General features: G+C 46.9%; 14 protein-coding genes and 1 pseudogene. 4 read left to right on the top strand and 11 right to left on the bottom strand.

Translation table 11 applies throughout. The features are described 5' to 3' along the window. Positions 1–150 precede the first annotated feature (150 nt). From plsX to BUB38_RS10405, 7 genes and pseudogenes are all read right to left on the bottom strand, one after another. Complete coding sequence (gene plsX / locus BUB38_RS10435) at positions 151–1,137, bottom strand: phosphate acyltransferase PlsX (RefSeq protein ID WP_073160280.1); 987 nt, start codon at positions 1,135–1,137, stop codon at positions 151–153. Positions 1,138–1,209: 72 nt separating this feature from the next. Further along, a complete protein-coding gene (rpmF, locus tag BUB38_RS10430; protein WP_073160278.1) occupies positions 1,210–1,395 on the bottom strand; it encodes a 50S ribosomal protein L32 in 186 nt (61 codons plus the stop codon). A 17-nt stretch (positions 1,396–1,412) separates the two neighbouring features. Continuing rightward, positions 1,413–1,940: a YceD family protein gene (locus BUB38_RS10425; RefSeq protein WP_073160276.1), complete on the bottom strand. Its 528-nt coding sequence runs from the start codon at positions 1,938–1,940 to the stop codon at positions 1,413–1,415. Between the two features lie 35 nt (positions 1,941–1,975). Then, a complete protein-coding gene (locus BUB38_RS10420; protein ID WP_083542101.1) occupies positions 1,976–4,816 on the bottom strand; it encodes an ATP-binding protein in 2,841 nt (946 codons plus the stop codon). Between the two features lie 196 nt (positions 4,817–5,012). Further along, the gene (locus BUB38_RS10415) at positions 5,013–6,035 is read right to left on the bottom strand and encodes a branched-chain amino acid aminotransferase (protein ID WP_073160365.1); all 1,023 of its coding nucleotides are present in this window, start codon (positions 6,033–6,035) and stop codon (positions 5,013–5,015) included. A 565-nt stretch (positions 6,036–6,600) separates the two neighbouring features. Then, positions 6,601–7,296 (bottom strand): annotated as a pseudogene (locus tag BUB38_RS10410) (PDDEXK nuclease domain-containing protein); the annotation flags it as partial. Positions 7,297–7,914: 618 nt separating this feature from the next. Further along, positions 7,915–9,075, bottom strand: coding sequence for a hypothetical protein (locus BUB38_RS10405; RefSeq protein WP_073160272.1), 1,161 nt, complete (start codon positions 9,073–9,075; stop codon positions 7,915–7,917). Between the two features lie 162 nt (positions 9,076–9,237). Between BUB38_RS10405 and BUB38_RS10400 the strand changes: the two genes are divergently transcribed. The 4 genes from BUB38_RS10400 to BUB38_RS10385 all read left to right on the top strand — a co-directional run bounded on the left by BUB38_RS10400 (position 9,238) and on the right by BUB38_RS10385 (position 13,761). Further along, the gene (locus BUB38_RS10400) at positions 9,238–10,113 is read left to right on the top strand and encodes a virulence RhuM family protein (protein WP_073160363.1); all 876 of its coding nucleotides are present in this window, start codon (positions 9,238–9,240) and stop codon (positions 10,111–10,113) included. Positions 10,114–10,358: 245 nt separating this feature from the next. After that, on the top strand, positions 10,359–11,654 hold the full coding sequence (locus tag BUB38_RS10395; protein WP_073160270.1) for an aminotransferase class I/II-fold pyridoxal phosphate-dependent enzyme: 1,296 nt from the start codon (positions 10,359–10,361) through the stop codon (positions 11,652–11,654). Positions 11,655–11,884: 230 nt separating this feature from the next. Next, entirely contained in the window at positions 11,885–13,174 is a 1,290-nt protein-coding gene (locus BUB38_RS10390) for a citrate synthase (RefSeq protein ID WP_073160268.1), read from the top strand. An 83-nt stretch (positions 13,175–13,257) separates the two neighbouring features. Next, positions 13,258–13,761, top strand: coding sequence for a hypothetical protein (locus BUB38_RS10385; protein ID WP_175547674.1), 504 nt, complete (start codon positions 13,258–13,260; stop codon positions 13,759–13,761). Between the two features lie 86 nt (positions 13,762–13,847). Here BUB38_RS10385 and BUB38_RS10380 read toward each other — a convergent pair whose 3' ends face one another. From BUB38_RS10380 to BUB38_RS10365, 4 genes are read right to left on the bottom strand one after another with little or no spacing between them, the layout of a single operon-like run. Further along, entirely contained in the window at positions 13,848–16,880 is a 3,033-nt protein-coding gene (locus tag BUB38_RS10380; protein ID WP_073160264.1) for a discoidin domain-containing protein, read from the bottom strand. 30 nt (positions 16,881–16,910) lie between these two features. Further along, on the bottom strand, positions 16,911–17,123 hold the full coding sequence (locus BUB38_RS10375) for a hypothetical protein (protein ID WP_073160262.1): 213 nt from the start codon (positions 17,121–17,123) through the stop codon (positions 16,911–16,913). A gap of 13 nt (positions 17,124–17,136) precedes the next feature. Next, positions 17,137–19,113, bottom strand: coding sequence for an AlwI family type II restriction endonuclease (locus tag BUB38_RS10370; protein ID WP_073160361.1), 1,977 nt, complete (start codon positions 19,111–19,113; stop codon positions 17,137–17,139). Between the two features lies 1 nt (position 19,114). Then, on the bottom strand, positions 19,115–21,058 hold the full coding sequence (locus tag BUB38_RS10365) for a Dam family site-specific DNA-(adenine-N6)-methyltransferase (protein WP_073160260.1): 1,944 nt from the start codon (positions 21,056–21,058) through the stop codon (positions 19,115–19,117). Between the last annotated feature and the right edge of the window lie 36 nt (positions 21,059–21,094).

Raw genomic sequence — 21,094 nt, 5'->3', positions numbered from 1 at the left:
TCCCAAGTTTAAATGATAATGATACGCAAAAGGCGTATCGAGGGTAAAATTGAATTTGTAAAAAAAAGACAGGATTGTAGTCCTGTCTTTTTTCGTTCGTCACTGGATCCTTCGCTTCACTTCGTTCCGCTCAGGATGACAATCCGCGGATTATGCCTGAGCGGGAGCTTCTTCGTCCTTGATTTCAGACAAACGAGCGTTCACAGCCTTAGCCACGCCGAGGCGGGCGTACTTGGCAGCCACTTCAACAGCCTTTTCGATAGCCAGAGCGTCGGAACGGCCGTGAGCGATAATGCCGGTGCCGTTGAGACCCAGGAGCAAGGCGCCACCGGTCATGCGGTAGTCCCACATTTCGTCGAACTTGCGACCAGCTTCGGAATCGATGTTGCCGAACATCTTGTGATGCATTTCGTAGAAGCCTTCGATCATCTTGAGGATTACGTTACCTGTAAAGCCAGAGGTAACAGCCACGTCGGCCTTGCCCATGATCAGGTCTTCACCTTCGATGTTGCCGATGAAGTTCACGGGCGCGTTCTTCAGGAGCTGGTAGGCTTCCTGGCAAACTGCGGGACCCTTGTGTTCTTCTTCGCCCATGTTCACGAGACCGACCTTCGGCTTTTCGCGACCGAAGTAAGTTTCGGCAAAGGCGGAACCGGCAATGGCAAAGTCAACGAGCACAGAAGCGCGTTCGTCTACGTTAGCACCAGCATCAACAAGGACGATGGGCTTTTCGGCGGTGGGGATCACGCAGCCGATAGGCGGACGGCCAAACTTTTCGGTGGTCTTGCCAAGAAGCATAAGGCAGCTGGCCATCATGGCGCCAGAGTTACCGGCACTGACGGAAGCATCGACCATACCCTTCTTCTGGAGGGCGACGCAAGTCACCAGACCGGAATGAGGCTTCTTCTTGAGGACCTGTACAGGATGTTCATCCATGGCCACCGGATCCGGTGCGTCAACCACAGAAATGCCGTGACCGGTGTAGCCACGCTTTTCAAGACCAGCCTTGACCTCGGCCTCAGGTCCGCACAAAACAATATGCAGATCGGCATCCTTGTTGGCAGCGTTAATGGCGCCTTCAATCACAACGTCGGGAGCGAAATCGCCACCCAGGGCATCCAGTGCAACTTTAACCACAATAACTCCTTATACATCAAAAAAAGTAAGCCCCGGCGCATGCCGGAACTTACCTTAATATAATCAATTAAATTAGGCTTCGGCCTTCATGTCGACAACTTCGACACCGTTATAGAAACCGCAAACCGGGCACACGCGGTGCGGACGCTTCACGGAACCGCAATGATCGCAGGTAGCCATAGCGGGCACGTCCATCTTCCAGTGGGTGCGGCGCTTGTCACGACGAGCGGTAGAGGTTTTTCTTTTAGGTACTGCCATTTTTAACTCCTGTTAGTCTAGTTACCCTTAGACATTTTGTCTTTGAGGGCCTTGAGTTTGTCCCAGCGAGGATCCATAGGCTTTTCACCATCGGATTCTTCGCCAGCTTGATTGTTTGTTACAAAGATAAAATCTTCGTCGGGATTTTTCACGGGTGCTTGCGGTTCTTGCAGTATAATTAGCTCACGAACGCACTCGGAAACATCGACGAAGTACTGCCCCTGGGGAATCTTGTAGGCAAAAACGTCTACATCTTCCTCGTCCAATTCTTGCTTGGCCACCTGAAGACGTTCAACTTCGACCACGATTTCAGTGGAGAAGGGTCGATCGAACGGTTCAAGAGTACGGGAGCAGGTCAGCGTCTGAACGCCAGAGATAGAGCCAGTCACAAGCCACTTGTTGTCGCCTTCGGGGCTAACCAGCACCTGAGCTACCAGATCGCCCTTTAGGTGCAGTTCGTCGAAGAGTTCAGGGGCATCGGCATGGGACCAGACCACCTGGCGGTCTTCGGGTTCAGTCAAGGTTTGTGCAATTTCTATTCTCACAGTGAGCGCAAATTTAGTAAATCACGGTATTTAAGTCAACATAGGGTATCATCGCAATAACGCTGGATATCCAGCAGAACCTTGCGGAATTCTTCCATCAAGGCCGGATGGGACTCAAAAATCACCTTGAAATTCTCTTCCTTAGCGGCATCTTCCAGCTTCTTCGCCATAAGGGAGACCTTGTCGGCCCCCACGTTCACCAGGCAAGACTTCAAGGCATGAACCTTGACCCGGTAGTTGGCCCAGTCAGACTTTTCGTAATACTCCTGGAGGTAGTAGTCAAAATGTTCGTCGGGCAAGGACTGCAACACTTCCTTGTACAGTCCCCTGTCATTAACGCAAAGGGCCAGCCCCTTCTCGAAATCGATCAACACCGATTCCGTTTTCACCTCAGGTTTCGCAACATCCGCCTCGTCTGACTTCATGTGGACCATCTCTGCCGGAAGGTGCCGCAGGAGCACCTTTTCTAGCAGGGAGCCGCGGACAGGCTTCGCCAGGAAGTCATCGAAGCCGCGAGCCAGGTACATCTCCTGGGCTCCCGACATGGCATTGGCCGTCAGCGCCACCACCTTGGCTTCAGCGGACTTGTTATTGGACTTCGCCTTCAACCGTTCCAAAGTTTCCACGCCATCCATCTGGGGCATCATATGGTCCATCAAGATAACCTGGTAGCAGTTTTCTTCTACTTTATTCAAACACTCCTGACCGCTCTCCACGCAGTCAATCTGCATCCTGGAATTTTTCAGCAGTCCCCTAACCACCATCAGGTTCATGCGGTTATCATCAACCACAAGAATCTTCGCCTCAGGCGCCTCGAAGCATTCCTGGAATACGCCTACAGACTTTTGCCCATCTGCATTTTCAAGGTCTGCGTTTCCTATGGCGGTCCCATCCACCACATCCTGGGACAGCACAAAATAGAACTCGGAGCCCTTGCCGTATTCGCTCTTGATCTGAAGAGAACTCCCCATCAGTTCAAGCAACTTCTCGGTAATGGAAAGTCCAAGGCCGGTCCCTTCGATGCCACGGTTACGGGTTTCTTCCAGTCGCTTGAAGGATTCCAGCAAGCGCGGTTTGTCTTCTTCGCGAACACCGACACCCGTGTCCTTGACCGACACATAAAGTTTGCATTTCGAGTCTGCGGTCTCGCCCCAGACCTTCAATGTCACGGAACCCTTAGGCGTATACTTCACCGCATTGGTCAGCAAGTTCATGATAATCTGGCGCAGGCGGAAATCATCGCCCACCAACACCGACGGCAAATCAGGAGAAATCTCGGTCTTTAATTCCAGACCACGTTCTTCCACCTTCGTCGCAATCATGGTCTTCAAGTCGGCCAGGACGTTAGACAGTCTGTATTCCACCGGGACGATGTTCATCTTGCCGCTTTCAATTTTAGAGAAATCAAGGACGTCGTTCACCAGAGACAACAGCATGTTTCCTGCCAGCTTGATATTCCGGGCGTACTCCGCAATTTCTTCGGGCGTACCACCGCGCAGGATCATCTCGTCCATGCCAAGCACCGCATTGATCGGCGTACGGATTTCATGGCTCATGCTGGCCAGGAAGTCGCTCTTGGCGTTGTTGGCCTTTTCGGCTTCGCGCTTCAGCAGTTCCTGGGTCTTGTAGGCTTCCTGGAGGGCGGCCTGTTCATCGTAATAGATGTTCTTCTGGTAGAGTACCGTAACCACCACCGTTATGCCCACCACAAAGGTGGAGGCCACCGTACTGATGTAGGTGTCGGCCATGTTCGTAAAAAGGTAGACGAAATCGGGGCGGTAGTAGCCAATGCCATAGCTGGCTCCATCTAGAACAAAGGCGATTGCCATGGCGATGTACATGCGGCGCCCCTTCAGGGCAAAGGCGATATAGAAGAATTCGTAAACGAACCAGCTGTTCACGCCGCTACTCACACCTCCAGCCGAAAGCCAGACAATAGGCATGGCCACCAGAATACAGGCAATCAGGATCCAGAACCCAAGATCTTCGTGCCCCGTCTTACGTGCCACCACCGAAATAACCATCATGGCAAGGACAACCGAAGCCACCGCCATGATTCCCGCAAAACTGACTGACGCAGCAAGGCAAATCAGCAAACCGCAAGTGGTACCGATAATACCAGTCACCACGAACATGGTGTTGGTTCGCTGTTCCAGCGGCACACTGTGGTCATAGACATAACGTTCCGTCGAGAAGATAAACGCAGACCAGTAAAAAGCGGCAGCCGCCAAGCTGAGCGCAAAGACCGTATAATCAAGACGGGACGAGCCCAAGAATCCGGGGAACAGTTCCGACACGGCGCTGAACATGACCACCGTTGAAAAGCCCAGCAATGCAAAACGATACTTGCGGTGATAATCCCTATCGGAGCGGACCCACTTGTAAACCAGCAAACAAACTACCACAGCGGCCATCACGTAGGTAAACGTCAGATGCAACCCAAAGAGAACACTTGGAACCAGGTCAAACCGGTTGAATCCCTCTGGACGAGCCGCAAAGCTCAACATGATTTCCTTAAAAGGATTGATAATCCAGCAGACCGCATCAAGGCTAACCAGTATCAGGAGCAACTTATTTACATAGGGCACAAAAGGCCGGTCAGCCAGTTCCACAAGATGGAACGTAAATGCCACCACGCAAACCAACATGGACATCACACATATGTAATGCAAACTGGTAAAACAGGAGTAGGAAAAATACTCCACACTCATAACGCTTGCCAAATAAGTCAAGACAACCAAAGAACAGAAAGTACAGGTAACACCCAGCAGTCTACCTGCCGGTCCGCCTTTCTTAAACGATAGCACGGCCCCCAGTATGTCGAGCCCCATAAAGCCAAGGGCCGTTACCAGAAAGCCAATCTGGAACATCGTCATAAATACCTCAAATACTCCTTACAGAGGTAGATATAACATTTTTACACCGCATTGTAAGTTTTTCTTAAGGAAAAAGCGTCATAAAACAAGAAGCCCGCGACAACCATCGCGAGCTTTTTTCGTAAAGCCTCTAGCCACGTAGTGGCGACCTCATACCTCAAAGGCCAAAGGCCGCCCTCAAAGCGCAGCGACCTGATTACAGGTCAACCACTTCAGTCCAGCCGAACGGGTCTTCTGCTTCGCCGAACTGGATAGCAGTGTACTTGGTGAAGAGTTCGGTGCAGACAGGACCCGGGTTTACGCCGTCACCATAGGTGAAGGTCTTGTTTGCAACGGGGTCCACGATCTTCTTGATCGGGGTAATCACAGCTGCGGTACCGCATTCTGCAGTTTCAGAGAATTCAGCCAGTTCTTCGAAAGCCACCGGGCGCTTTTCAACAGTGTAGCCCAGGTATTCGGCCAGCTGCTGCAAGCTCTTGTTGGTGATAGACGGCAAGATGGATTCGGACTTCGGGGTAATGTAGGACTTGCCCTTGATACCGAAGAAGTTTGCCGGACCGCATTCGTCGATGTACTTCTTTTCCTTGGCATCCAGATAGATGGTGCTGGAGTAGCCCAGCTTCTTGGCTTCGGCAAGAGACTGGAGGGAAGCAGCATAGTTACCGCCAACCTTGACAGTACCGGTACCCTGAGGAGCGGCGCGGTCGTAGTTACGGCTGATCATCATGTCAACGGGCTTGAAGCCGTCCTTGAAGTAGGGGCCGACCGGGCAGACGAACATCATGAACAGGTATTCGTCAGAAGGCTTCACGCCAACTTCTGCACCGGTACCGATGAGGAGCGGACGGATGTAAAGAGTTGCACCATGGCCATAGGGCGGAACGAAGCGAGCGTTCAGCTTGGTTACCAGGTGAGCCATTTCGCGGAAGAGTTCAATGGGCGGAACAGCCATGAGGACGCGGTTTGCAGTGCTCTGCATGCGCTTTGCATTTTCGTCAACGCGGAACAGACGGACCTTGCCATCCTTGCCGGTGTAAGCCTTCAGGCCTTCGAAACCTTCCTGACCGTAGTGGAGGCAGGTAGCGGCCATGTGAATGCTGATGTTCTTGTCGGAGGAGACTTCAATCTTGCCCCACTGGCCATTGCGGTAGTAGCAACGAACGTTGTAATCGGTGTCGGAGTAACCGAAGGGGAGAGTCTTCCAATCGACATTATTCAAATCAATCTGCATATTTGCGACCTTTTATAAGGCGTCACAAGGCGCCAGAGTTAAAAATTTCTGTTTGAAATTTATAAAAGTTCACGTAATCGGCAACAAAAAATCATAAAAACCCTGTGATTTTTATGGCAAAACATTCAAGGGATACAAGTCGAAGGCTTTCAAATTCAACCCAAAGCCAAGGGCTTCATCGATTTAGCCTGTTTATGCTGATTTTACCCATAAATTGCCGAAAAGAATCGCATTTATAGGTAAAAATTCACGCTAAAGAAGAAAATTCTTGTAAAACACTCTTGGAAAGCCCCTGAATAAGGCCGTTTTTGGCCAAAAATACAGTTCATTTGCCCGAAAATGCCTCGTTTCATCACGCACAAACTAAAATCCTACCTATAAACACCAAAATTTTGGGAAATTTATAGGTAATTTCTTAAAAACCTAGGACCTTTCAGCATGTATTTTTTCAAAATCCTCACGGATCTGTTTAACTTTAGCGATCAGCTGTTCCTTGCTCGGCATGTAAAGTTTGAACTCACTTGCTAGAATTGTCTCGTTATCTTCGGGCAAGGTCATCTTCAAGGAGAATTCTTCTTTGCCTTGCGATAAAGGCAAAACCGTTTCCAAGTTCCAACAAGAAACGCTGCAGGTGATTGATGATGGCTGTTTCAAGATCCCTCTCGTAATATTCAGGGTTTCGTTCCAAGCCCAGGAATTCCAAGACCATGGGATCCTTGATAACTTCCTGAGGTGTTTCTGGAATACGCTGCTTGCGAGCCACAGCCAGGACTTTTTCCTTGTCAGAACTCATCAAGAGACGTTCATAAAGCTGAGAATGAATCTGGCGTTCTAGTTCACGGCTGGTCCAGGCGTTATTGATCGTTTCCAGTTCATAATATTCACGTTTTTCAGGATCATCAATCTTAATCAAATCTCGATATTGCGTCCAGTTCAATTGCGAACGCACTGCGTTCGCAATTGGATACAGGGTATAAAAACGCCTGCACATTTCCAACTGACGCACAGAAAATCCGCTGCCATACTCCGGTTCCAGCTCCTTGGAAAGGTTTTTCAAGAGAAACGAACCATAATCAGCCCGTTTCTTGCCTTTCTGTTCCTCTACTTGAATGCGCCGCCCGATGTTCCAATACATTTGAACGCGGCAAAAATCTACGCTACGGACAGCATTCCTACGAGACTGCTCAATGATTCCGCGAATATCAAGAACAAAGTTCTTGTTAATAGTTTCAACACTTTTCTTTGTCATAAAGACCTCCTGCAATTAGGCATAGTTCAACACAGTTGTGCCATCGAATTTTCGACTTTTTCATCAAATGTCGCCATAGTTTTATCCAGGCGGGAACGCCCCCGCAATAGCGCAGGGCGTTTTCGCCCTACATACTATAACACGTTTTGAACGAGGAAATGTTGCATGATTTTATGTAAAATAATCGTAAAAATGGGAATCCTCTAGCTCTTTCAAAAAAAATGAAACCAATACTATTGATTCTTATTTTTTCAATTTCTCTTTTACAAGCGAAAACATGGAGTTCATACTATTTAATAACGACTCGATTTCATTCGATTCCATTTACCGGAAAGATTTGCGATCGTCCAGCATCAATTTCTTGTCAATATCAAGATGACGGCAGTCTTCGTTTTGCTCCATTTCCTAAGATACCCTCTGATTGCAACTACTCAGCTAAAATAAATTCAATAAAAAAAGGGAATACTAAAAAGTTGCAGAAAAAAGAGTCCTATTTCGTCAATGGCACCCATCCCATTAAGAGCTCATCAAATGTCGTTATAGAGAACAAACAACCAATACTTCAACTAAAAGGAGTACGTTAAATAAAACTGCTAAATTAAAATTTGAGATTTTTGCCTATTCAAATTGGGTGACAATATCCAAGGCGCCACCTCGGCCATACTGATCCATATAGGTCAATTTCCACTGGACAGGATTTTCAGGGACCTTGTCAGAAATGTTGATTAGGCGATAGGAAAACACCTTTGCATCTTCGGGGATTTTCCAGCCTTCACAAAGTCCAGCCATCATATCCGTTTTATAGGATGTCAACACAATTCCGCAGCCAAAATCATTAATCTCTGCTGTAATCGTTTGGTTGGAGATATCAAGTCCTCTATCTGGAGCATATTTCAGTTCACTGTAATATCCTACCATGAGTTTGTTGTAAGAAGACTTTTCATCTTGACCGGCCTCATAAATGTGCGCCTTCACGGCGTCCAACTCTTCCTTCGGGAATAAAGCCGAATAGTATTCCCGAGAATCTCCACGTCCCTTGATTCCTTGGCCATCGCGATAAAGTACAATTCCTTCAGGCAATCCATCCGCTTGCAATTGATAATTTCCTTCAAAATGAAATAAAGTTGAGCAAGGCTCGGCAGGTAAAACAGAGAGTTGTTCCAAGATGCCATCCCTATCAAACTCGGGAATGTCAGCAAACGGAATGAATGTAGTAAGTGCGCTATCGCCAAAGTTTATATCCACCAGTCGCGTAATATCTGTGCTGGTGTGGAAGTACTCACTATAGGCGCCGTCCTTGTCTCTTGCGCTAACGCCAAGAATCCCATAACTTTGCGGGATACGAATTTCACCACCATCATAGGCAATACAGGAACGTTGTTCACAAAGAAACTTTCCTTCAGCTTCAAAGCGGCATTCGTCTCCGTTGAAGTACCCGGTATCCAAGGACATGTCTGCGCGGGGATACAGGAATCGATAAATGGTCAGACGAGAGGAATCCACCATATCTTCACGCAACCAGACGAAGCTGCTGGAGGAATACGCTACAGGCTCAAGGTTCGATGCCGACGAAAGGACCACACTGCTACTGGATTCTTCGACTTCGGCGGAGCCTTCGCTCAGAATGACGCTGGAGGAACTGCCGGCCCCCTCGTCCGTAGCGCTGGAGCCATTATCGTCGCCGCATGCAACAAGCATTGTTGCCACGAACAACAGCATAGCGAGCTGAGCGACACGCGGTTTTGCGCTCAGAATAGTTCGCAGGCGGCCTATATTCATTTGTCCTCCTAATTTATTCCCTTTTCTCAAAAAAAAATATAGTCAAAAAACACAGACTGTCATAATTTGACTTTTGCAATTTGTATATTTATCCCAGCCGGAAACGCCGGTTTTTATTACATCCCCCGACAGGGGCCCGCGAGTTTCCTCGCATCATGGGAAATGCGTTCCTCGGAGTTTCCGGTGGAAAATCATCTGGAAAAAAAGCCTGAGAAAGGCGAAATCATCGCCTACCATGCCGATGGCGAATTGTATCTTGATGTCCGTCTCGAAAACGAAACCGTATGGCTGACGCAGGCTCAAATTGCAGAGCTATTTGGCACAAAACGGCCCGCAATTACAAAACACTTAAAAAACATCTACGCATCTCAGGAACTAGATGAACATAGCACATGTTCCGTTTTGGAACATATGGGTAATGCAAGCCAACAGGTTTACGAAACGAAATACTACAATCTTGATGCGATATTATCCGTCGGATATAGGGTAAACAGCAAAAATGCAACCCTTTTTCGTCGCTGGGCAAACCAAGTCCTTAAAAACCACCTTCTCAAAGGCTACAGCATCAACCAGCGTTCGATGCTTTCCGAGCAACGCATTGACCAGCAGCTAGTCAATCACGAGAACAATCTACAATCTCACGACAATCGGCTTGATGCTCTCGAAAAGCAAGTAGATTTCTTTGTCAAGCTAAACACGCCTCCCACAGAAGGCGCAATTCCTGCGAAATCCTGGTGGAGCGGCTACGAATTCGCAGCCCAGCTCGTCCGTTCAGCAAAACAAGAAATCATTATCATCGATCCCTATGCAGACGACAGGACTCTACGACTCCTGGCAAAATCTATTAAATCGTCAAAACCCACCGTACAGGTCCTGAATATTCGAGATGTTCACGACCGTTTTATCATCGTCGACGACATAGTCTATCACGTAGGAGCATCCATAAAGGATTTGGGCAACAAGCTGACCGCATTTTCTGTTTTAGAATTTTTGACGAAAGAGCAATTGCTGAACATGATTCCTCTACAATCAACTTGATTTGCCGGGGGCGTTGCGGGGGAGCCCCCCCCCCCCCCGCAGAGGGGGAACCCTCCCCCCCCCCTAAAAAATCACATTTTTCTTACAAACAAATATTGTAATACGATTTGTGAAAAAGACGAACATTTTTTTGCCGTTTTTGGGCTGTTTTTGTGTTCGCGGAAGTCCCCTCCTACCTTGCGAGTGGGGTCAAAAAAAACTAAATTGCCCTCGGTTTAAACAAATTTTTCAACAGGAAACGAAAAATGAACTACAATCCTCTCGCAGTTGCCTTGAACGCCGAACTTTCTGCAAACGGCTGCAAGGTTCTCGACATGCTCTCTGAACAGGGCAAGGCCATTTTCTTCCCCCGCAAGGGTATTCTTGGCCAGGGTGCCGAAGCTAAGGGCTCCGACATCAACGCTACCATCGGTACCGCTCTCGAAGACGACGGTTCTCCGCTGGTTTTGGATTGCGTTCTCAAGTCCCTGAACCTCCCCAAGAACTCCTTCCTCTACGCTCCCAGCTTCGGTAATCCGGACCTGCGCAAGGCATGGAAGGAACAGGTCATCAAGAAGAACCCCACCCTCGCTTCCAAGCAATTCAGCAACCCGGTGGTCACCTGCGCTCTGACCCACGCTATCAGCTGCGCCGGCTACCTCTTCCTGGACGCCGGTGACGAAGTCATCATTCCGGACCTGTACTGGGACAACTACGAACTGGTTTTTGAAAACGCCCGCGGCGCAAAAATCAAGACTTTCAATACCTTCAAGAACGGTGGTTTTGACACCGAAGCTCTCAAGGCAGCCCTCGCTGCAGGCAAGAGCGACAAGAAGGTCGTGCTCCTGAACTTCCCCAACAACCCGACTGGCTATACCGCTACCGAAACTGAAGCCGTGGAAATCGCAAAGATCCTGACCGATTGCGCTGCTGCAGGTAACAAGGTTGTGGCTCTCATGGACGACGCATACTTCGGCCTGGTTTACGAAGAAGGCGTCACCCGCGAATCCCTCTTTACAAAGATTGTGGACGCACACGAAAATCTGCTGGCTGTGAAGCTGGACGGTCCTACCAAGGAAGACTACGTTTGGGGCTTCCGCGTTGGTTTCATGAGCTTTGGCTTCAAGGGCGCAACTGAAGCACAGCTGAAGGCTCTGGAAGACAAGGCCGCCGGTACCGTCCGTGGCAACATCAGTAACGGTCCGTCCATTTCCCAGAAGATTCTTCTCGCCGCCTACCAGTCTGCAGAATACGATGCACAGAAGGCTGAAAAGTACGCAACCCTCAAGAAGCGCTACGACATCATCAAGGAAGTCCTCGCTTCCCATCCGGAATACGCAGAAGCCTTCGAAGCCATGCCCTTCAACAGCGGTTACTTCATGTGCGTAAAGCCCAAGGGCGTCGACGCCGAAGAACTCCGCCAGAAGCTCATCAAGGATTACAGCACCGGCACCATCATGCTGAGTGGTCTTATCCGTCTGGCCTTCTCCGCAGTGCCTACCGAAAAGTTGGGCAAGCTCTTCGACAACATCTACAAGGCTGTCAAGGAACTGCAGAAGTAGGAGCGAAGCCATGAGGCTTTGAGGTATGAGGTCGGGCCTTCGGCCCTTTGAGGTTAGAGTCCGACTTCATTGCTTTAGTTTCATGGCATGGATTTTGCATAAGTACTTTGTGTTAGCTATCTTTGCAAAACACATTTTACGATGAACAAAAAGGTTTTGGCAAGAGGCCTCGCCCCTCAAAGCGAGCATCGCGAGCGACCTCACACCTCAAACCTCACACTGGAGGATCAATGTCCGACAACGCAATACTGAACTACAACGGAAAGAGCTTCGAGCTCCCCGTCTGTGAAGGTACTGAGAACGAACACGGTCTCGACATCAGCAAGCTCCGCAAGGAATCTGGCCTTGTAACGCTTGACTACGGTTACCTGAACACCGGTAGCACCAAGAGCTCTATCACCTACGTGAATGGTGAACAGGGCATTCTCCGCTATCGCGGTTACGCCATCGAAGACTTGGCTGAAAAGGCCACCTTCCCGGAAACTGCATGGCTCCTGATTTACGGCGAACTGCCCACATCTCAGCAGCTGTCCCATTTCCGCACCTTGCTGACCGAAAACGCACTCCTCCACGAAAACCTGCTGAGCTTCTTCCGTCAGATGCCGCCTAACGCCCACCCCATGGGTATCCTTAGCTCCATCGTGAACGCCGTGGGCTTGTTCACCCCCCGCTTCTACGACGACGAAAACATCGCCAGCGCTTTCGAACTCACAACCGCAGGTCTTATTTCCAAGATCCGCACCATTGCAGCCTTCTCCTACAAGGCTAGCATCGGTGAACCGTTTGTGTACCCGGAAGCAGAACGCAGCTACTGCAGTAACTTCCTGAACATGATGTTCAGCAGTAAGGCTCGTCCTTACCACCCGGATCCGATTATGGAAAAGGCCCTGAACACCTTGCTCATCGTTCACGCCGACCACGAACAGAACTGCTCCACTTCTACCGTCCGTATGGTGGGCAGCTCCCAGGCAAACCTTTACGCTTCTATCTGCGCAGGCATTTGCGCCCTGTGGGGCCCGCTCCATGGTGGTGCAAACCAGGCTGTGCTGGAAACCCTGCTCCGCATCCAGGAAAGCGGCATGACCATCGACCAGGTCATGGCCAAGGCCAAGGACAAGAACGACCCGTTCCGTCTTTCCGGTTTCGGTCATCGCGTCTACAAGAGCTACGACCCTCGCGCCAAGGTTCTTAAGAAGCTGATGTACCAGGTCTTCGAACGCGAACACGTTCACGACCCGCTGCTGGACATCGCCCTGAAGCTTGAAGAAGCCGCCCTGAAGGATGAATACTTCATCGAACGTAAGCTGTACCCCAACGTGGACTTCTACTCCGGTATCCTGTACCGCGCCATGGGCATCCCCACCGACATGCTGACTGTGATGTTCGCTATCGGTCGTCTGCCCGGCTGGATTGCCCACTGGAAGGAAATGCACGACGATCCCAACTCCAAGATCAACCGTCCCCGCCAGATTTACACTGGTTTCAACGCAAGACCTTGGGTGGACCGCGAAGCTCGCTAAAAACGTTGCAACAGCACCCTTATCAAAAAGCTGCAGTTTATTAAGCTGCGGCTTTTTTTATTTTGAGATTATCAGCCAAGAAAATGAAGATGAAAATTTTATCCCTTATATCAACAATCGCCCTTTGCGTATTGGCAGGCTGTTCCGACGACAGTTCATCCCCGTCAAACAGCACCAACGGCAACAATATTGAAGACTCCTGCACGGAATCCCCCATGACGGTGGAAGAAATGAAAACCCTTCTTGAAAGTTTCAAATTTTCCACCACAACACCGGGCGTAGAAACCCTTGACGCAGAAACTCCCATGTATAAGGTTTCTCACAAGGAATTCAATACCGCCATGTGCGACACCACCTACCCAGCCATCATGCAGGCTGCCGGATGGACAGAAGAGGCTTCAGAATCCGTAGGCTCAGGAAACTTCGTTTCATTCGTGGGCTACCGCTACATCAAGAAATATGGTTGTACCGACATAGCCGTCTCCTTCATATGCCGGGACGGCATCGAAACCGGGACCACAAACTTTTATGTAGAATACCTGAAGAACGCACGCAAGGAACATTTATTCGTAGGAACATACGAATAAACACTACTAAATACAATTCTTGAAAAGAAAATCCGAGCTTTTGCAGCCCGGATTTTTTATTTAAAGTTCTTCCGAAACCGTGAAATTTACCGCAATCTTCTCAGGCCCTTGGGCATGGGAACTTCCTTGCCATCTTCCTGCAACAGGTAAATGTTGTCCAGGCTGATGAAGCCCTTGCCGCTCCAGCGGGCCCTGAAGGCGAAGTTCTTGATTTGCCTCGGATCCAGCTGGGGAACGTTCTTGCCCCAACCTTCCTGAGTCATGTTTTCCCAGATGAGAGTGTCGCGTACCCAGTTGCCGCGGGTGTTTTTCAGACGGACCATGAACTCGTCGTAATCCTTCACCTGTTCCGACATAATCTGCAGTTCGATGTAACCGTCGGGATTGTTGTGGTTGGTGGAGTAATCAAAGACAATGCCCACGGAGTTCTTCACTTCGGGAGGCAGCACATAGTAAGCGCCGGAGTAGTTGGGCCAACCCAGTTCAGGAGGTTGCTCAATAATCCAGTCATGACGGATATAACCACCCAGGGGCGGATTGCCGTTGTAGACCTTGGCATCCATGGAGGTGGCGTTGTCGCCATTCACCACGGGGAACCAATCCACGGCATCAATACCGTTGTCGAAGTTCTGCATACAGCTGGTGGTACGGTAAGCGCCACGAACACGGAACGGAATCTTCTGCACAGTCTTCTTGCCGCCAAGACCTGTAACCGTCAATTCCATTTCCGGAAGCTTTTCCGTTGCAGCGGTAATCTTTGCAGTTTCCGGCACAGGGACCTTCACATGGAAGCTTTCGATGGACGCATTCCACTTGCCGTCATCGGGCGTAATATTCACCGTCTTGGAACCGCCCTTGGGGCCAAAATCAGGAATCTTAATGGATGCGCCAGTAATTTCACCATCCTGCTGGGTGACTGTCCCAAACAAGTCCAGGGTATCGCCACGCATCATGACCTTCTTTTCAAGAGCTGCGGCAAGGACTACAGGCGTTGCGGCATTCTTTGCAGAGGCCTTGTCAGCCCCAACAACGCGGGGATTGATTTGCACCACCGCCATACCGAAAGGAGGAATCATAACATCGCGGGACTTTGCCGGATTCAGGCGGCGGCCACTGGGACCCATCTTGGGATAGGGATAGGCATTCTTGCCATCACCAATCCACTTGAACTGATCCTCGCCAAACACGTCCACTTCAATGCGGGAATTTTCCTTCTTGGATCCCACGGAAGCGCGATCAATTTGTACAACCTGCGCAACGTCAGACAAATTTGCCAAAAGAACACGGGCCGAGTCGCCAACACCTGCAGCACCCTTCTTCGCCAAGGCATAAGCCACAACTTCAGAATTGGAACTTTCCACAGGAACCACAGCAAAGCCGTCTTCCAGGAACTGCTTGAAAGTCATATACACGCCGTAGTATTCCGCAGTAGGCTCCAGAGATTTCCACTTGTTCCAGGAACCTTCCTTCAGAAGGGCGGTCATACTGATGGTACCCCAAGTATCGTCCGGGCTCTTGAAGAGGTTGCCGAAAGCGTCCCAGGGCAGCACCTGCAAGCGGTCGCCAAAGCGCACCGCATGCTGCGCAAAAATCATGGCCATGGCCGTTGCCTGGGGGTAATCCATCAACAGGCTGTAACCCTGAACGTTGGTGCTGAATTCCGAAAGGAACACCCGACGCTTCTCTTCGCCAGAAGCAGAAGGAACCTTATCCACGCCAGGCAAGTGACGCTTCATCCAAACATCCAGCGTATCCATGTTGGGGCCCACATCCAGCATGGCCTTCAGCATGTCCTTGGCGTTGGCGCCATTGGGAGTCCAGTACGGGTAATTATGCAGGTCCACAGCATCCAGGTAGCGCTTGCCATCGGCGATTTCCGCCTCCCCCACAATACGGAGGAATTCTTCCATCCAGTACTTTCCATCCAGAATGCCGGCGCCCTTCTGCATCATCTTGTGAGTACTGAGCAGCGGTCCATGCAAAATGATAGTGGGATCCACAGCCTTCATGGCGCGGGCGTATTCCAGGAATCGAGCAGCGTAATGGCGGGCAGAAATAGGGCCAGATTCTTCCCACTCTCCGTCCAGTTCGTTACCGATTTCCCACTGCTTAATATTGTAACCCTTCACCTTGTTGGCGTAACGCACCCAAGCGGCAGCTTCCTTGGAAGTGCCCGTACCCGCATTCACGCAAATCACAGCCTGGGCAGGTTTGCCGTCGGCGGATTTCGGCAGCGTTCCCAGATACTTCATGAACTCTTCGAAATGCCAGGGAATGTTGGTCCAGTCGGTGCGGGCCTTGTCGCCATTGCGGGTGGACATGGCATACATCTTGTATTCGTTTCCAGCCAGCAAATCCTCGCCGTTACTGAACATCTTCATCTCGCGAATCTGCACGCCCTTGCCCGGCAAGTCCTGCAACTTAAAGCGGATCGCCACATAACGAGTGCGCACGGACTTTCCCTTGTACAAAGTTTCCGGGCCAGTCACCTTCACGTTGGCTTCCAGCTTCAAATCATTGGTCAGCGCCTGATGCACGCCAGGATACTCCGCATAATCCGTAGTCCAGTATTCATACTGGAAAGCCTTGGGGCGCAATTCACCCCAGCTAATAGAAATGGAATCAATGTTCTTCTTTTCGGGGAATTCCACCACAACCCAAGGCGGATCGTTGGGATCCAGAATCTCGCCCCACCACATGGTTTCCATGTTGCCGTCAGCCAGGTGGCAGCGACGCACAAAACCGTAATTGTCCTTGGTGGTACCGCGGTAAATGGTTTCGCCCAAGAAACCCGGAGCGTACTTGCCCTCTTCTTCCGTAGTGATCCAAAGGCCCGTGCTATCATACTTGCCAATACCATTCCAATGGTAATCATTGCTCAAGCTGCCGTTAGGGAAGCGGAACAAAGTGTAACCGCCATCCACCAGGGCGTCGGTCATATCATAATAACGGCTAGGCGGATTCCAGATAGCCAAATCCGCAGACATCATATTATTCTTGTTGATCACCACACCCGGCTTGGTATCATCCACCTTAATCACCGTCTGTGCCGCCTGGGCGGTACCCGCCAATCCAAGAGCAGCAATCATTGCCGCCGACAAAACAAATTTCTTTTTCATAAAACTTTTCGGATTTTAAATTTTCAGATTTTATAATAGCAATCTAAAAATAAATTCTTTAATAAAATCCGAGAAGCCTATCATATCACCCGATACAGAAGACTTTTCAATTTTCGACAGTTCTTCCTTCACAACTTCCGCCAACCTGAATTGGGCAATTTCATTGCGGCGGTAGTTCCGCATTACGGACTTTACATCCAGCTGAATGCCAACGATTTTGTGGTAAGGTTTAGAATTGTCCATCCGATCGTTTTGTTTATGCGCAATTTACGATTCTGTTCTTTAATTCCTCGTACCATTCTTTCGGGTTTAATTCGCTTTCAAATAAGTCACTACACATTTTATATAGAGAACCATATTTTAAATTTTTCTGAAGAATGGCAATCAACAAGTCCGTTTCCATTGGCGAGATTTTCATACCTGAAATTTCACCGCCGCCATTTCCATAATACGGCTGATTTATTCTCATTCGGAAATCAGAAATTACATTTAGGTGTAAAAAATTTGTTAGGAAGATGCAGTACGCATTTGACTTATTGTTATTGCACAAATACTCCCCTAAATGGCGAGATACTGGTTCCATTTCCATTCTTCGTTGATTTGTTGAATCGGCCAATGTAGCTTCGATTAATAGGTCATGCTTGGGATAATCCTTTGTTGCGGGATATTTATAAACAATATCAGCTTCACCACCACCTGCATGCGTTTGGGGCATCAAATCAGCCTCTAAAGAAAGATTCATATATTTCAGTACATCGCCCTGGCGTTCACTGATTTGATACCATGCAATTGCAAGAACATATTCAAATAGTGTTGGAGCGTCAGCTCCGTCAGTTGTAAGTTTTTGTATTTCCTTATCATTTCTTTCTTTAAATAATTGAAGTAAATGAATAATTTTTTCGGATGTGAATTTTTCGTCGACAAGTTTATTAAATCTTTTATATCGTTCATCATAAACAAGTGTTTTTGCTTGAGAAGCATCAGAAACCTTAACATCAAACAAATTACCGAGCGAATCTAAAATACATGCCTGGTCGACATTTAGGAACGGAGAAATTTCTTTTAAGGATTTCAATTCCTCCAAATTATTTGAGGCTTTAAAAGCTAAATCAAAAAAACGATCGTCAACATTATCAAAGAAAGCCTTAGGAAGTACATCAAATTCTACTATTGAATCTGAATAAATGACAGTGTCGGTTACTTTAAAGTAACGTCGATTTAAATCGGAATAGTCATCTAAAGATCTCTTCGCCTTAAAAAGATGCATTTGTTTAAAAAATTTCGTCTTGAAATCCCTTTCGTTATGACAATCCGTAAATAAATTTGCTCGTAAATGCGCAAAGGGATTGCTTTTTTTTGCCGATTTCAATGAAGAATCAAACAAAAGATTGCGCCAATATGTAGCGACATTTTTCAGTTTAGATTTTTCAAAAAGTTCTATAATAGCTCGGTCAGACATATCGTTTTCTACATAGCATTTTTTCAAAGCCATGTATAACGGATAATACTGGGCATCGTACGCTCTACTTTTTCTGTTCATTCCAATCTGCGTTAATACATCTACATCAACACTGGAGATATTTAGAAAATAGTTTAACGCCGATTTATAATTGTCCATTTTCATAAACACATTGATGATAGCCTTGTCTATCGAAATTGTTTGCTTTCGATGCTTTTCAACAAGATCTTCAATGTCAAGAGTACTTTCTTTATCAATACATAAAGGAAGTAAATATGCAAATTCCTCCCATGTGAGATATCCAAATTTCTTTAAAAATTTACACAGTATGACAAAAGGACGAATTTTTAAATTTGCGTCATAACTTTTCAGCAACTGCAAGAAATAAACAAAACTATCTTTGGGAATCTGCAAAAAATTATCAGTTTCAAAATCACCTTCATTTGATATTTTTAATAGATATCGACCAACCGGCGTTAAATGTCGTTCATCATTTAATAAACCGATGTCTACAAGACCTGATGTTTTTTCTCGCGCATCTTTATCTTTTCTTTCCGCATTACCTTCAATGAAATTTTCTTGTTTCAGAAAATTATAATAGGACTCCTGCAATAATTGGTTTGAATTCCATCGAGCATTTGCGTTACTAGGCAGTTTCCAGAATTGGTCAATCAACTGAAGTTGGCGTTCAATCATAAGATTAAAATTGGCCATTCGGAAGCTTGTAGTTCCTAAACTCCAATAATATGACTTAAAAGCAAAACGATCTTCCATGCTATACCTCATAATTGACAATGAGAACTTCTCTAGTTTTTTTGTTTGTATTTTTTGCGTGATAATTGGAGTTGCTGTAATCCTTATTGAGATCAATCACCGCATATTCTGGATGCTCCAAAAGCCATTTTTCTAGAACCAAATTGTGTAAGCCTTTATGTTCTAAAACATTGGATAACGCAAATTTTACGTTCTTTTCATTAACTTTATTCAATAATGCAAGTAAGAGTGTTTCCTGTTCTTCATTCCAACCGTTCTGTTCGTTATACGAAGCACAGGATATAAGATATGGGGGATCCGCATAAACAAAAGATTCTTCCGTTAGTTCGTCTAAAGAAACTGATGAAAAATCAACACTTTGAAATTCATAATTTCCGGATTGAAGTCTTTCCATGAAAGACTTCAATTTCATTTGCATTTTTTTATTAAAATCCCTCTTGCCAACAGGAAGATTAAACTCTCCCTTTGCATTAAAGCGAACTTGATTGTTGAATGCATAAACAATCAAAACAAATAGTTGTAAAAAAAAGTATGTATCTCTTTTTTTGTTGTTATTGAAAGATTTCTTTAAATCATTAAAACCGGAACGATTGTACTTTGCCAAACCCTGTTGACTATTACATGCGTAAAAATCATAACCATTTTTTGATACTAACGAAAGGTTGTAACAGTCAATTATTTTAAAAATTTGTTCAAACACAACATCGATTGAATTTTCTCTCAATGTTTTTAACAATCCGACAAGTAATTCACATTTGTCATTGAAAATCACTTTCTTACAGTTTATGTTTATTCCAACATTGCACCCACCGCAAAACAGATCTAGGGCAACATCAATTTTCCGAGGGAAAAGCGGAAGCAATTGAGAGAGCAGCTTAAATTTACCTCCGGTATAATTTAATGCGGATGGAATAAGCTCTTTAGAAGGATGGCAAATGCAAAGAAATAAACGTTCTTCATTATCACTAATGTCAGATTTTCCAGCGCTGAACGCCTTATATTCCTCTGAGAAAACCTTTACCTCGCCTTTCTTGCCTAAAATTCTTAATATGTCACTATCGGATATTTTGGCGTTTGAACGATCGTTACCTTTTTCCGCCATATTGTTATACGAAAGAAGGATGTATTTGGCATGAATGTTTTCCACCAAATTTTCAAAAGCTGTTGTCGCATTTTTTGTGCAATAATCGCTTTTCAAATTTGAGCGATCCATTTTTCTTGCAATGCCAGAGACTTCGGGTTTTTCCCACCGAGCTACATTTTCCAATATATGGTAAGCGTCGCAATATTGTCGTGAATTATAAGGCGGATCAACATAGACCAAATCAGCCTCTATCTTTCTCACAAGTTCATTTGTGTCTATGTTATAACAAGAGTTTCTCCTGCTCAATTTTTTTGTAAACGCAGGAACCAACATTTCAAGATGCTTATCGTATGAAACGCCCTTACGGTAGGCATCGTAATGACCGCAAGTATTGGCGATTTTATCCATTGCGTAAAGCAATGAGGTTATTAGTAAAGCTCGTTCTTTCTCATTAATTTGTTTGTTATGGTATTGAATTTCAATATCTTCTCGTATAAAACCGATTTTGCGACAATCATCGATAGAGAAAAAAGTGTTCCCAAAATTATGACTCATGTAATTATCTGGAAATTCAGACAATTCGTTGTACTTGCGAATAATGGATTTTACTTTTTTCCTTGAAAATCTTTGCGGACTAAACCAAGCAATATGGCAAATATGGTTGCTATAAAGAAAATCATTTACAACAAGATCTTTATCTAAAAAGGCCGAAGCAACGGATCCAGTCCCAGCAAAAATATCCGCTACAGTCTTGACATCTCTACATTCATTTTCAACAATCGTTTTTATAAAAGGCAGTAGTTTAAACTTGTTTCCCAAGTAACGTCTATTGTTTATAAAAAACGTTTTTTCTTTCGGCATAGCTTGCCCCTGAGAAAAGGTGAACGAGTTCACCCT

This window comes from Fibrobacter sp. UWH5 (assembly GCF_900142505.1).
In the GTDB taxonomy this organism is placed as follows: domain Bacteria; phylum Fibrobacterota; class Fibrobacteria; order Fibrobacterales; family Fibrobacteraceae; genus Fibrobacter.
Note: the sequence above shows the minus strand (reverse complement) of the source record. Positions and strands in the feature narration are given on the sequence as shown.